Annotated in this window: 12 protein-coding genes; 3 read left to right on the top strand and 9 right to left on the bottom strand. The window is 60.2% G+C overall.

The features are described 5' to 3' along the window. Positions 1 to 15 precede the first annotated feature (15 nt). Entirely contained in the window at positions 16 to 2,433 is a 2,418-nt protein-coding gene (gyrB, locus tag SM765_RS15620; protein ID WP_065272206.1) for a DNA topoisomerase (ATP-hydrolyzing) subunit B, read from the bottom strand. 84 nt (positions 2,434 to 2,517) lie between these two features. Then, positions 2,518 to 3,111 (bottom strand): NAD(P)H-dependent oxidoreductase, encoded by a 594-nt coding sequence (locus SM765_RS15615; protein WP_274831645.1) that lies wholly within the window; start codon positions 3,109 to 3,111, stop codon positions 2,518 to 2,520. Positions 3,112 to 3,219: 108 nt separating this feature from the next. Here SM765_RS15615 and SM765_RS15610 point away from each other — a divergent pair, with 108 nt between their 5' ends. Continuing rightward, positions 3,220 to 3,813, top strand: a complete 594-nt coding sequence (locus SM765_RS15610) for a TetR/AcrR family transcriptional regulator (RefSeq protein ID WP_274835437.1) — start codon at positions 3,220 to 3,222, stop codon at positions 3,811 to 3,813. An 18-nt stretch (positions 3,814 to 3,831) separates the two neighbouring features. Here the strand turns inward: SM765_RS15610 and SM765_RS15605 are convergent, their stop codons facing one another. The 7 genes from SM765_RS15605 to mutM all read right to left on the bottom strand — a co-directional run bounded on the left by SM765_RS15605 (position 3,832) and on the right by mutM (position 11,150). Continuing rightward, positions 3,832 to 4,452, bottom strand: a complete 621-nt coding sequence (locus SM765_RS15605; RefSeq protein ID WP_274835438.1) for a LysE family translocator — start codon at positions 4,450 to 4,452, stop codon at positions 3,832 to 3,834. Then, the gene (gene recF / locus SM765_RS15600; protein WP_274837921.1) at positions 4,449 to 5,549 is read right to left on the bottom strand and encodes a DNA replication/repair protein RecF; all 1,101 of its coding nucleotides are present in this window, start codon (positions 5,547 to 5,549) and stop codon (positions 4,449 to 4,451) included. The genes SM765_RS15605 and recF overlap by 4 nt, the downstream gene beginning before the upstream one ends. A gap of 64 nt (positions 5,550 to 5,613) precedes the next feature. Beyond that, positions 5,614 to 6,735: a DNA polymerase III subunit beta gene (dnaN, locus tag SM765_RS15595; protein ID WP_065272201.1), complete on the bottom strand. Its 1,122-nt coding sequence runs from the start codon at positions 6,733 to 6,735 to the stop codon at positions 5,614 to 5,616. 249 nt (positions 6,736 to 6,984) lie between these two features. Continuing rightward, positions 6,985 to 8,415, bottom strand: coding sequence for a chromosomal replication initiator protein DnaA (gene dnaA / locus SM765_RS15590; protein WP_274837920.1), 1,431 nt, complete (start codon positions 8,413 to 8,415; stop codon positions 6,985 to 6,987). A gap of 549 nt (positions 8,416 to 8,964) precedes the next feature. Then, positions 8,965 to 9,228, bottom strand: coding sequence for a 30S ribosomal protein S20 (rpsT, locus tag SM765_RS15585; RefSeq protein WP_065272199.1), 264 nt, complete (start codon positions 9,226 to 9,228; stop codon positions 8,965 to 8,967). 229 nt (positions 9,229 to 9,457) lie between these two features. Then, entirely contained in the window at positions 9,458 to 10,234 is a 777-nt protein-coding gene (gene acuK / locus SM765_RS15580) for an acryloyl-CoA hydratase (RefSeq protein ID WP_065272198.1), read from the bottom strand. 64 nt (positions 10,235 to 10,298) lie between these two features. Continuing rightward, positions 10,299 to 11,150 (bottom strand): bifunctional DNA-formamidopyrimidine glycosylase/DNA-(apurinic or apyrimidinic site) lyase, encoded by an 852-nt coding sequence (gene mutM / locus SM765_RS15575; protein WP_274829426.1) that lies wholly within the window; start codon positions 11,148 to 11,150, stop codon positions 10,299 to 10,301. A 94-nt stretch (positions 11,151 to 11,244) separates the two neighbouring features. On the opposite strand from mutM, the gene ubiE reads away from it, so the two are divergent. Both ubiE and ubiB read left to right on the top strand, forming a co-directional pair. Beyond that, positions 11,245 to 11,997, top strand: coding sequence for a bifunctional demethylmenaquinone methyltransferase/2-methoxy-6-polyprenyl-1,4-benzoquinol methylase UbiE (gene ubiE, locus SM765_RS15570; RefSeq protein WP_065272196.1), 753 nt, complete (start codon positions 11,245 to 11,247; stop codon positions 11,995 to 11,997). Positions 11,998 to 12,000: 3 nt separating this feature from the next. Next, complete coding sequence (gene ubiB, locus SM765_RS15565; RefSeq protein WP_274835439.1) at positions 12,001 to 13,530, top strand: 2-polyprenylphenol 6-hydroxylase; 1,530 nt, start codon at positions 12,001 to 12,003, stop codon at positions 13,528 to 13,530. The last annotated feature ends 577 nt before the right edge of the window (positions 13,531 to 14,107 follow it).

The raw sequence follows: 14,107 nt of genomic DNA, 5'->3' as shown, positions 1-14,107 counted from the left end.
ACGCAATTCTGTGGATCAGAAGTCCAAGTTTTCCACGCTCAGCGCGTTTTTCTGGATGAATTCGCGGCGCGGTTCGACCACATCACCCATCAGCTTGGTGAACAGATCGTCGGCCTCGACCATGTCGTCTACGCGCACCTGCAACAGGGTGCGGGCGTCCGGGTCCAGCGTAGTTTCCCACAGCTGATCCGGGTTCATCTCGCCCAGCCCCTTGTAGCGCTGCAGCGACAGGCCTTTTTCACCCTCTTCCAGAATCGCCTTCAACAGCTCCAGCGGACCGTGGATCAGCTGGCTGCGCTCCTTGCGCACCAGCGTCGCGGTCTGGCCGTAGATCTCCTGCAGGCTTTGGGTAAAGCTGCCGGTCTTGCGCGCCTCACCCGAACGCAGCATCGGACCATCCAGCGTGCGGACCTCCTCAACGCCGCGCAGGATGCGGGCCAGACGGATACCGTGATCCTGGGTAATACGGCCCTGCCAGCCCTTTTCATACTCCAGTGCAATCAGGTCGAGCCGCTTGGCAACCCTGTCGGCAACGCCCTGCAGGTCGGCATCCACCGCGCCGGGAACAAAGGCACCTGCAACGGCAGCCTGCTCCAGAATATGGCGGGGGTAATGGGTCGGGAAGGCATCGATGACACGACGCAGCTGACGCGCCTCATCCACCACGCGGGCCAGATCCTGCCCGACGATTTCCTCCCCCGATCCCAGTTTCAGAACCGCGCCTTCAACGCCCTGATGGATCAGGTAATCATCCAGCGCCGCCTGATCCTTCAGGTAGACCTCGGATTTGCCACGGGCCACCTTATAAAGCGGCGGCTGGGCGATATAGAGATAGCCGCCCTCGATCAGCTCGGGCATCTGGCGATAGAAGAAGGTCAGCAGAAGCGTCCGGATATGGGCGCCGTCCACGTCCGCATCGGTCATGATGACGATCTTGTGGTAGCGCAGTTTGGAGATGTCGAACTCATCCCGGCCAATACCGGTGCCAAGCGCCATCACAAGGTTGCCGATTTCCTGGCTTCCCAGCATCCGGTCAAAGCGCGCGCGCTCAACGTTCAGGATCTTACCGCGCAGGGGCAGGATTGCCTGCGTCTGGCGGTCGCGACCCGTCTGAGCAGAGCCCCCGGCGGAGTCACCCTCGACGAGGAAGACTTCGGTTTTCGAGGGGTCTTTCTCGGAACAGTCCTTCAGCTTGCCGGCGAGGAAGTTCACATCCATTGCCGTCTTGCGCCGGGTCAGCTCGCGCGCCTTGCGGGCGGCTTCGCGGGCCAGGGCGGCTTCGATGATCTTGCCGACAATTTCCTTGGCCTGGGTCGGGTTTTCCTCGAACCACTCGGCCAGTTTCTCGTTCACCAGGCTTTCCACCACCGGGCGCACCTCGGAGGAGACCAGTTTGTCTTTGGTCTGAGAGGAGAACTTGGGATCCGGCACCTTGACCGACAACACACAGGTCAGACCTTCGCGGGCGTCGTCACCGGTGAAAGAGACCTTCTCCTTCTTGGCGATCCCGGAAGACTGCGCGTAGTTGTTGATGGTCCGCGTCAGCGCACCGCGGAAGCCCGCCACATGGGTACCGCCATCGCGCTGTGGAATGTTGTTTGTAAATGGCAGCACGGTTTCATGGTAGCTGTCGTTCCACCACATCGCCACTTCGACGCCGATGTCGTCCTTTTCACCTACGATATAGATCGGGGCATCCATGACCGGGCTTTTCGACCGGTCGAGGTACTTGACGAATTCCTTCACACCGCCTTCGTAGAACAGCTCAGTCTCAAGCCGCTCGGCCGGGCGTTCATCGATCAGGATGATCCGCACACCAGAGTTGAGGAAGGCAAGTTCCCGCAGACGCTTTTCCAGCGTTTCAAAGGAGTATTCGAGGTTCGAGAACGTGTCGGTCGACGCCAGGAAGCGGACCTCGGTGCCGGTACGGTCACCGCAGTCGCCAACGACCTCAAGGTGCTTGGCCGTGTCGCCGCGCTCGAACCGCGCGATGTGTTCCTTGCCATTGCGCCAGATGCGCAGCTCCAGCCAGTCGGACAGGGCGTTCACAACGGAAACGCCAACACCGTGCAGACCGCCAGAGACCTTGTAGGAGTTGCTGTCGAATTTGCCGCCCGCGTGCAGCTGGGTCATGATGACCTCGGCCGCCGAGACGCCTTCTTCGGCGTGGATATCCACCGGAATGCCGCGACCGTTGTCACTGACAGAAACACTGGAATCGGCGTGAATTTTCACCGTCACGGCGTCCGCATGGCCCGCCAGTGCCTCGTCGATGCCATTGTCGACGACCTCATACACCATATGGTGCAGGCCCGATCCATCGTCGGTGTCCCCGATATACATGCCGGGGCGTTTGCGAACCGCCTCCAAGCCTTTGAGAACTTTGATGGAATCCGCACCGTATTCGGCGGGGGCGTGCTCGTTTCCGGACATTCGCGCGTTCCTGTTTTTGCTTTCAGATTTTATACGCAGTCCGGGGGGGAATGTCACGCGCACGCGCCCCTTTTATTCTTGGATTCAAGCGGCTTTTGCCCCCAGACCGGCGACTTTTTGCAGCCAGCCCTCGACCTTCTTGCCCTTGGCATCCGTGGCAGGCGCAAAGGAGGAGAACCGGGTCGGCTTCACACCGACAAAGCCAAGGATCTGACGGCTGATGATTTTCTTGATCGCATTGCTGTAAATCAGCCTCAGCAGCAGTGGGGGCGTGTCCGATGTCAGCAGCACCCGGGCGGTCTTGCCGGTCAGCATCGGTGCCGGAACTCCCATCATGTTGGGGTTGCGCGTGTCAAACGTCCGACCCGGAAGTAGCGCGCGATCAAAGACGCCTTTCAGCTTGGCCGGGATGGCGCCCCACCACAGCGGGGTTGCCACCACCACGTGATCGGCCCACTCCAGATCTGCAAGGAAGGCTTCCAGATCCGGCTCCAGCGGCTTGGGGTTCTTATAACCGCCCTGCCCGTAATCCATGTCGAACTGCATAGCAGAGATATCGTGATAGCGCACCGCGTGACCCTTGGCCTTGGCCGAGGCGGCATAGGTATCGCACAGCGATTTCGACAGCGAGGTTTCACCGGGGTGACCATTCAGGACGATGATTTTCTTGGTGGACATCTGACACTTCCTACAACTAAATTGACCTTGGTCAGTTTATTGACTCAATAAATGACCCTGGTCAATATTTAAATTGACCAGGGTCACATTTTCTTGATGAGGACGCAGATGCCGCGACAGCCCCAGAAACGCCGACTAGAAACCCGTGCCAAACTGCTGGAGGTCACAGCCGAGCTTGTTGCGACCGAAGGTTACAGCGGTCTCAAGGTTGAAGACGTTGTAAACCGCGCAGGCGTGGCCAAGGGCACGCTGTTTTCCCACTTCCGAGACAAGGACGGGCTGCTCGCCGTTCTTATCGGGGCCGAGGTGATGCGCCATCTGGACCAGATGGAGGAAAAGGGGGCACCCAACAGCCGCGAGGCCCTGCTGGAACGTATCGCACCCCTGCTGGAGTATGTGGCCGGAGACCGGGTGATCTTTGATCTGCTACTGCGTTATTCGGGATCCACCGGAACTGAAACGGATGAGGTGGTGACCGAAGGCTTTTACCGCCAGATCGCCATCTGGGGCGATTGGATCGCGCAGCTGCAACAGGCCGGACTGGTGCGCGACGATTACCCGGCGCAATTCCTGGCCGAAGGCATTCAGGCCTTTCTCAATCAGGTGATCGCGATCTGGTTCTGCATGTCCAGTCCCAACGAACAGACCCCACTGGACGCGCTGCGCCCATTTCTAGAGGCCTGGTTGGCGCCGCAGGCCTGACCCGGGGCCAACAAGGCGTCAGGAAAAGGGAATGATCAGCCCGACGCAGATCAAGAGGCCGCCGGACACCAGATTGACCTTCTTCAGGGCTGATGGCGACGACAGCAGCGCCCGCAACCGGTGCACCAGCGCCGCCAGAATCAGGTTGCCCATCAGTGGCACAAAAAAAGACAGCGTCACGATCACTGCCACATCCACCTTTGTGACTGCGGACAGATCAAAGAACCCCGGCAGCAGCCCCATGTAGAACAGGATCGCTTTGGGATTGCCCAGAATAACGGCAATCCCGGCCATGAACCCAGCCCAGGTGCCGGGGCGGAGTAAAGCGCTGTTTTCCTGAATACGCGCGCCCGCGTGGCGGATCAGGGTGATCCCCATGAACAGGAACATCAGGCAGGCGACCCAGCGCAGGACGGTCATGATGCCTGCAAATTCGGACACCAGCCAGGACATGCCCGCCACCGCTACCAGCGGCCACAGGATATCGCCGCAAGCCACTCCCAACGCCAGTGGCCAGGCAGCATGAAACCCGCCGGACACCGCCCGCGCAAGCAGCGCCAGCCAGACCGGACCCGGGGTGAGGAACAGAACGAACAGCCCGCCCGCATAAAGCACCAGATCCCAGATCGACAGGGTCATGACCGCACCTCTACCTTTGATCCAGCTTCGCCCTCGGTGATTTCCAGCATCTGGGCGCGACTACCCATTTCTGCAAACAGCTCTGCCTCGGTCCCCGTCATCCAGGCCTGCGCCCCCAGCGCACAGATCTCATCATAAAGCGCGGCGCGGCGGGCCGCGTCCAGATGCGCTGCGACCTCGTCCAACAACACGATCGGCGGCGCCCCTTCGCGCCCCGCAAGCGCACGGGCATTGGCAAGGATCAGCGACACCAGCAGCGCCTTCTGCTCTCCGGTGGAACAATCGCGGGCCGGTACGCCCTTGGCCGCATAGGTCCCGATCAGATCGGTGCGATGGGGGCCGACCAGCGTGCGCCCCGCCGCCAGATCACGGAACCGGCTTTCGGCCAGCGCCTCGCGCAGGTCCTCTGCGCTTGCGGGCATGGTGCCTTCGGTCTGGATCAGCTCCAGTTCAGCCACGGGAAAGGCGGTTTCGGCGGCCGCCTGCGCCTCTTGCAGCAGCGACACCGCCGCAATACGCGCGGCGCTGATGCGGTGGCCGGTCTCGGCCATCTGCGTTTCCAACACCCGGTACCAGGCCGGATCGCGGTTCTGATCTTTCAGCAGGCGGTTGCGTTCGCGCATCGCCTTTTCATAGGCCAGCGTCGCCTCGGCATGCGAAGGGTCAAAGCTGAGCACGATGCGATCCAGAAACCGGCGACGGCCCTCGGCGGCTTCAATCCACAGGCGGTCCATCGCAGGGATCAGCCAGACCACGCGGCAGATCTGCCCCAGTGCGATCTGGTTGGAGGCCTTGTTGTCGATCCTGACCTGCCGGGCGTTGCCGCCTTCGGACCAGGTTTCCACCTCGTAGGACTGTGTGGGGGCCTGCAGAGTCGCCTTCAATTTCCACCCCAGCGCCTCTGGGCGGCGGGTCATTTCCGCAGCGCTGGCGCGGCGCAGGCCGCGGCCCGGGGAAAACAGCGATACCGCCTCAAGGATATTGGTCTTACCCGCCCCATTCGGCCCGAACAGCGCCACGGGCCGCCCATCCAAATGCAGTTCCGCCCGCAAATGCGAGCGGAAGTGAGACATTGTCAACTCTGTCAGGGCAAGCACTTAGGGCGCCCCTTTCCTGATAGTGAGAACCCTAAGCCGGGTCCGTAGCGCCGGATCCGTGCCGTCAGACGCGCATCGGCATGACGACGTAAACCGCGCTTTCGTCATTGCCTTCGCGCATCAGGGTCGGATCGCCGGAAGAGTTGAACAGGAATACCGCGTTTTCCCGGTCCACCTGGCTGGCGATCTCCAACAGATACTTGGCGTTAAAGCCGATTTCCAGGCGCTCGTCGCTGTAGGCAACCGCCAGCTCTTCCTCGGCGGCGCCGCTGTCGGGCGCGTTGACCGACAGGATCAGGCGATCTTCTTCCAGCTGCAGTTTAACCGCACGGGAACGTTCCGAAGAGACGGTGGCGACCCGGTCCACAGCCTTGGCGAATTCGGCTGCATCCACTTCCAGACGGCGGGTGTTCCCCACCGGAATGACCCGGGTGTAATCCGGGAAGGTGCCGTCGATCACCTTGGAAGTCAGGGTGATGTTCGGCGTGGCAAAGCGAACCTTGGTCTCGGAGACGGAGACGGCGATGTCCATCTCGTCATCGTCCAGCAGCTTGCGCAGCTCACCCACGGTTTTACGCGGCACGATCACGCCCGGCATATCCTCGGCGCCCATCGGCAACGGCGCGTCGATCCGCGCCAGACGGTGACCATCGGTCGCCACGCAGCGCAGCGCCTTGCCGCCTTCGGAGCTGTCGGCCACATGCATGTAGACACCGTTCAGGTAGTAGCGCGTCTCTTCGGTCGAAATCGCAAATTTCGACTTGTCGAACAGGCGACGCAGCATGGCCGCGTTGGCGGTGAAATTCGAATGATACTCGGACGAGGCCATCACCGGGAAATCTTCGCGCGGCAGGGTTGCCAGCGAGAAGTTCGACCGGCCTGCCTCGACCGTCAGTCGGCCTGTAGCGGCATCGGCCGTCAACGTCACCAGCGCGCCGTCGGGCAGTTTGCGCACGATCTCATGCAGAGTGGTCGCAGCCACGGTGGTCGCCCCGGCGCGCTCAACCTGCGCGGGGGCCTTGTCGACCACTTCGATGTCCAGATCGGTGGCGCGGAACTGGGCGGTATCGCCCTCGGCTTCGATCAGCACATTGGCGAGGATCGGAATGGTGTTACGCCGCTCTACGACCGATTGTGCCTGGGCCACAGCCTTGAGAAGCGTGCCGCGTTCGATGCTGATCTTCATGTCCCTTGTCCTTTTTGTCTTGCCTCAGGCAGTGGCCGGGATAAGCAAATTAGCGGTTTACCCCTGCCATACAAGGCTTTTTATCGACTTCTCCAAGGGAAAGGAGGCAGCGTCAAGGGGCCTGTGATCGGCAGGGCGCAGAACACCGTCAAACGTTGCCCGCTGGCATACAAATGGCATCCCGGTCCTGCATGGAAAAACGGCCCCGGATTTCCGGGGCCGCATTGTCACGTCTCGGTCGGATCGCGCTTACGCCTCCAGGGAGCGGCGCAGCATTTCGACGTCTTCGGCGATCTGGCCGTCGGTCGTCTTCAGCTCTTCAATCCGTTTGACACCATGCATCACGGTTGTGTGGTCGCGCCCGCCAAAACGGCGGCCGATTTCCGGCAGCGACCGGCTGGTCAGCTGCTTGCACAGATACATCGCCACCTGCCGCGGCCGCGCATAGGAACGCAGGCGCTTGGGGCCGATGATGTCCGACATACGGATGTTGTAGTATTCCGACACCTTGCGCTGGATCTCTTCGACGGTGATTTTACGCTCCGAGGCGCGCAGCACATCGGCCAGACAGTCCTGTGTCAGATCCATGTCGATCTCGCGCCCAACGAGCGAGGCAAAGGCGAAGAGACGGGTCAGAGCGCCTTCGAGAACACGCACGTTGGTCGAGATGCGATGCGCCAGGAATTCGAGCACGCCATCAGCGATTTCAAGGCCCGGATAGGTTTCGCGGTGCTGCTGCACCTTGGTCTGAAGGATGCCGAGACGCAGTTCGTAATCGGTGGGGTGCAGATCCACCACCAGACCACATTGCAGACGCGATTTCACGCGGTCCTCAAGATCCTTGATCTCACCCGGGGCACGGTCCGCCGAAATGATGATCTGCTTGTTCTGGTCCACCAGCGCATTGAAGGTATGGAAGAATTCTTCCTGCGTGGAATCCTTGCCCGCGATGAATTGCACGTCATCCACCATCAGCACGTCGACCGAGCGGAACAGGTGTTTGAAGTCCATCATCTTGCGTTCGCGCAGCGCCTGCACAAAGCGGTACATGAACTGTTCCGCCGACAGATAAAGCACGTTCAGCTGCGGATTCTGTTCTTTCAGCTCCCAGGCGATGGCGTGCATCAGGTGGGTTTTACCCAGGCCAACACCGCCATAGAGCACCAGCGGATTGAAGGTCACCGGACCACCCTCGGCCACGCGGCGCGCAGCGGCATGGGCCAGCTCGTTCGGTTTGCCGACAACAAAGCTGTCAAAGGTAAACCGCGGATCCAGCGGTGCCGCCTGCAAGGCATCCAACCCGTCACGCGACAACGAAGACGACGCAGCCGCATCCTCGGTCCGCGCAGCAGCGCCCGCCTGAACAGTACTCGCCTCGGCCATTTCGGCAAAGGGTTCAGCGGCCCGTTCCGTCTGCCGCACCGGGCGGGCAGGTGAGTTGGCAGCCACCTTAAACGCAAGCCGCTGTACCGATTCACCGGACATGCTGAGCTCGTGCAGAATCAGATCTGCAAAGTTCTGGCTGACATAGTTCCCCATGAAGTTCGTCGGCACATGAAAGACCGCGACGCCTTCATCGACCGAACTGAATTCAAGCGGCTCGATCCAGGTGGTGAAATTGTTTTGACCGACTGTCTTGAGCAATCGTTGTCTGAGCTGTCCCCATTTTTCTTCCGTCATGCTACGCCTCACGCGTCCCCAAAAGCAGCGGCCATTTTCGACCTATCGTTTCATCAAGCCTCCCCGTCCGGAGGCGCGTTCACACACAGGACATTCGGTGCGTGCCGGTCAGACCAGACGCAGTACCCATGTCGGGCGGTACGGATCCTGAAACACACACAAAATCCTTCGACCGCCGCACAACACGCGTTGAGTCGATATGCACCAAAATCGAAACAAGACCATGTGCCAGATCATCTGGCACGGCTCTGGTATCAGACCACTGCGATCTGGCATGACCGCAATATATCTGAGCCCTAGAAGTGATCTTAATGCCCGTTAAGATCACCGCGAGCAGCCTGTCCCCCAGCGAGTGAATCGCTGTATTAGTGGTAGCAATTTGTGGGGGGAAGCGGCAACGAAACTATGATGTTGACTCGTGCTTTGGCCGCAAAGAATCTCTCGCGCCTGCAGCACTGGCTTAAGAAGCGATCAAAAAAGAAAGGCACCGCAAATCGCGATGCCTTCCGTAAAAAACCCACCAATGGCAGATTTCAGATTTCTTAAGATTTAACCCAGCGCTTTGACGCGGGCGGCCAGGCGGGACACTTTCCGCGAGGCGGTGTTCTTGTGGTAGACGCCTTTGGTCACGCCGCGCATCAGTTCGGGCTGGGCTGCGCGCAGAGCTGCGGTTGCTGCCTCTTTGTCGCCGGATGCGATTGCTTCTTCAACTTTACGCAGGAAGGTGCGGATGCGCGAACGACGGGCTTTGTTTACAGCAAAACGCTTTTCGTTCTGACGGGCGCGTTTCTTTGCCTGGGGCGAATTTGCCATGGTGTCTGACCTTTGTATCGAGTTCGTGTTTTTCAATAGACGCAATGCCAGCCGAACCCGGATCCGACCACCGGTGTGATTCTAGCCTAGGCGGGCTGCACGCGCATGTATGGCGGAGGTCTATACAGAGGCTGCCAAACCTTGGCAAGGCCAATAGACACGAGGCCGGTTTTCAAAAAGAAAGGGCAGGCCGCGCCTGCCCTTTCGCATTCATATCGGTACGGGCGGCTTACTTGTCGCGGAATTGCGCTTCGCGCTTTTCAAGGAAGGCCGCCATGCCTTCTTTCTGATCTTCGGTGGCGAACATCGAATGGAAGACGCGGCGCTCGAACAGCATGCCTTCGCTCAGCGGCAGCTCGTAAGAGCGGTTCACGGTTTCCTTGACGGCCATCGCGGTCAGCAGGGATTTCTCGGCGATCTTCTGGGCTGCGCCCATCGCTTCTTCGATCAGCTTCTTGCCGGGTACCACGCGCGACACCAGACCGGCGCGCTCAGCTTCTTCGGCGGTCATGAAACGACCGGTCAGGTTCATATCCATGGATTTGGATTTGCCGACGAAACGCGTCAGACGCTGGGTGCCGCCGATACCGGCGATGACGCCGAGGTTGATTTCGGGTTGACCGAACTTGGCCGAATCTGCCGCGATGATGAAATCGCAGAGCATCGCCAGCTCGCAGCCACCGCCCAGCGCATAGCCTGATACCGCGGCAATGATCGGCTTGCGGACGGCCGTGATGCGATCGTTCACGAAGGCGAAGAGATTGGTCGAGAACACCTCGGTGAAGCTCATCGAAGACATCTCTTTGATATCCGCGCCTGCGGCGAATGCCTTTTCCGAACCGGTCAGAACGATGCAGCGCACCTTGTCGCTGGCGTCCGCCTCTTCCAGGGCGGCGCAGAGTTCAGTCAGCAGCTCTTGATTGAGCGCGTTCAACGCTTCGGGTCGGTTCAGCTTGATGAGGCAAACGTGGTCCTTCACTTCGACGTTGATCGTCTCATAGGCCATGGGTATCGCTTTCGATTGTTCCGTTCAGAAACGAGTCATTATCACGAGACATATCTCGTTCAAGCTATCTTTGGCACTTGCCACAGTAGAAAGACGATCGCCCGGATTGGGTGATTCTCGCAATGGTTCCGCCGCATCCCTCCCGCCGACACGGCTCTCCCTCGCGGCCGTAGACATCAAAGGTATGCTGAAAATATCCAAGTTCTCCATTGGCTTGTCGGAAATCTTTCAGCGAGGAGCCACCGGCGCGAATGGCATCTTCCAACACGGTGCGGATGATCGGCACCAGCGCCGCCACGCGCGGCGCGGCAATCTGCCCTGCCTTTCTTTTGGGCGAGATCCCGGCCCGGAACAGCGTTTCGCAGACGTAGATATTGCCCAGACCGGCGATGATTCCCTGATCCAGAAGGGCCGATTTCACCGGCGTGTTGCGTCCCTTGAAGGCAGCGGTCAGGTGATCTTCGTGGAAATCATTGCCAAGCGGCTCTGGCCCCAGCACCGACAGCAGCTTGTGCTGCTCTGCCGTGAAGGTCTCCAAGAGATCCATCGCCCCAAACCGGCGCGGATCGTTGAAGGTGATGCGCGCGCCATTGTCCATGTCCAGCACTACATGGTCGTGCTTCTGGGCCTGCGGATGTTCATGTACGAAACGCCCCAGCGGATCCCCTGAGACCGTCATGCGGCCCGACATGCCCAGATGCACCAGCAGGGTTTCCCCCGTATCGAGATCGGCCAGGATGTATTTCGACCGGCGTCTCAGTGCATTGACCCGGGCTCCGGTCAACCTCTCCGCCATACGATCGGGGAAGGGCCAGCGCAGATCCGGGCGGTTCACTGCGGCCCGCGTTATCACCGCGCCTTCCATTGCAGGCGCCAAACCTTGGCGCACCGTCTCGACCTCTGGCAATTCTGGCATTACATCGCTCCTGACACTTTAGATGCATGGGCCGCATTGTGCCCGACCGCAAGCGCCCTATAACTGGGACGAACCTAGGAAAACGGCAAGCCGCATGAGCGATACAAACGACACCACCACCCATTTCGGCTTTGAAACCGTTCCCGAGCGGGAAAAGGCGGGCCGCGTGCAGGGCGTCTTCAACTCTGTTGCCTCGAAATACGACGTGATGAACGACGTGATGAGCGTCGGCATCCACCGCATCTGGAAGGATGCGATGATGGACTGGCTGGCGCCGCGCCCCGGTCAGCGTCTTCTGGACGTGGCAGGCGGCACCGGCGACATTTCCTTCCGCTTCCTGAAACGCGCCGGGCACGGCCATTCCACCGTGTTGGATCTGACCCAGCCAATGCTGGAGGAAGGCCGCATGCGCGCAGAAGCCGCTCAGATGGCCGACAGCCTGGATTGGGTCACAGGCGATGCCATGGCGCTGCCGTTCAAGGACAATACCTTTGACGTCTACACGATCTCCTTCGGGATCCGGAACGTCACCCGCCCGCAAAAGGCGCTGGAGGAGGCCTACCGCGTGTTGAAACCCGGTGGCCGCCTGATGGTGCTGGAATTCTCGCAGCTCCCGAATGACGGCATGCAGAAGCTTTATGATCTTTACAGCTTCAACGTCATCCCCCGGATGGGCAAGCTGATTGCCAATGACTACGACAGCTATCAGTATCTGGTCGAATCGATCCGCAAATTCCCCGACCAAGAGACCTTCCTTCAGATGGTAAAGGACGCCGGATTCGCGAATGCAAAATACCGCAACCTGTCCCTGGGCATCGCGGCGCTGCACTCCGGCTGGAAGATCTGATCCATGCGCGGTCCCCACAACATTATCCGCCTGATCCGCACCGGCGCCACGTTGGAGCGTACCGGCGCCATGAACGTGGTACTGGACGCCTTTGAAGCGCCAAAGCCGCTGCGCATCCTGGCGCATACCCTTGGCTGGCCATTCAAATGGCTGGGCTACAAGGGCGATCCACAGATGCCCGCCGCGACCCGCGCTCTGACCGCGCTGGGACCGGCCTACATCAAGTTCGGACAGGTCCTGTCCACCCGTCCCGATGTGGTGGGCGATGATCTGGCCCAGCAGCTTCGCGTCCTACAGGACAAATTGCCCCCCTTCCCGCGCGGAGTTGCGATGGCCGAAGTGGCAAAAGAGCTGGGCCGACCGGTGGATGAGGTCTTTTCCGAGTTCAGCGAGCCGATTGCCGCCGCATCAATCGCGCAGGTGCATCGGGCGCGGCTGGCAGATACCGGAGAATACGTCGCCGTAAAGGTGCTGCGCCCCGGCATTGAACGCGCCTTCCGAAAAGACGTGGACGCCTTCTATTTCGCAGCGCGCATCGTCGACCTTTTCGCCCCTGGCGCCCGGCGCCTGCGCCCTATGGATGTGATCGAACATTTCGACGGCGTGGTACAGGGTGAGCTGGACCTGCGTCTGGAAAGCGCCGCCGCCTCGGAATTTGCCGCCAACACGGGACAGGACGAGGGCTTTACCCTGCCGCCGGTTCAATGGAACCACTCGGCACGCCGGGTGATGACGCTGGGCTGGGCTGACGGTGTGCCGCTGGGTGACAATGACGCCATCGATGCGGCGGGCCACGACAGGCAGGTGCTGGGCGCACGGGTGCTGACCCTGTTCCTGCAACACGCCCTGCGCGATGGCTTCTTCCACGCCGACATGCACCAAGGCAATCTGAAGGTCGCCGCCAATGGCGATATCATCGCCTATGATTTCGGAATCATGGGGCACATCGACGAATACACCCGCCGGGTTTACGCCGAAATCCTGTTTGGCTTCATCAAGCGCGATTACAAACGTGTCGCCGAGGTGCATTTCGAAGCCGGCTATGTCCCCGCCGACCGAGACGTGGATGAATTCGCCCGCGCCCTGCGCGCGGTCGGGGAGCCGATCTTTGGCATGGACGCCAGCCATATCTCCATGGGCCGCCTGCTGAATTATCTGTTCGAGGTGACCGAGCGGTTCGGCATGGAAACCCGGACCGAGCTGATCCTTTTGCAACGCACCATGGTCGTTGTTGAAGGTGTCGCCCGTTCGCTGGATCCTCATATCAACATCTGGGAAGCCGCCCGCCCCGTGGTCGAGGATTACATCAAGAAATCCATCGGCCCGCGCGCGGTGGCGTCGGATCTGCTCAGCACGGCCCGGGTGATGGCCCGCTTTGGCCCGCGCCTGCCCGCGCTGGTGGAACGAGCGCTTGTCGCGCAGGTGCAGGACACAGAGGCGCACCCACGCAGTTCCTGGGGCTGGCTTGCGCCGGCGATTATCGGGGCCGGTGCAGGTGGTCTGTGTGTGGGGCTGTTGGCGCTTGTACTCTGAACACGGTCGGCTCCGGCAAGTCACGCAAAAAGCCGAAACCATTGGGCCGTGAAGATGCCCACAATCCGCAACTGGTCGAAGATCAAAGGGGGGCGTCGACCCAAACCGTCAAGTGTTTTCGCTTTCCGTCCTTGGCCTGAAGCGAAACGGCTCCCACCCCCTCGCTGAACCTAGAACCGCAGCCGACCATAAATGGCGCCGCGCTACCAGATGAGCTGGAGTAGTTGCCTTTGCAACGGAATTCGACCTCCCCCAGCGCATAAATCGGATATGCGGCTTGAGGTCTATTAAGTTCCCTGACAGCAACATTCGCCGGACCAATGTCCAGAACCAGTTGCTTACCGTAGTGAGAAAAAAGCTTCGCTTGCGCTCTTTTTCCGCCACTGCAGGGGATAAAACCATCGTGGACGTCAGCTCCGCGAAAATACGGGATCTCTCCTGAACAAATAACCGTTCTTCTTGAAGTCCGGAATTCAGCTTCAGGCGTTCCTTCGAAACTTGTGACCTGCTCCCCTTTGAGTCCGCGGTTGTTAGTTCGCTCTGTTCAGTGTTTGGTCCTCTATTGACCGTTGGTGAT

The sequence above is a fragment of the Pseudophaeobacter sp. 1A09344 genome (assembly GCF_041008745.1).
Lineage (GTDB): Bacteria > Pseudomonadota > Alphaproteobacteria > Rhodobacterales > Rhodobacteraceae > Phycobacter > Phycobacter gallaeciensis_A.
Note: the sequence above shows the minus strand (reverse complement) of the source record. Positions and strands in the feature narration are given on the sequence as shown.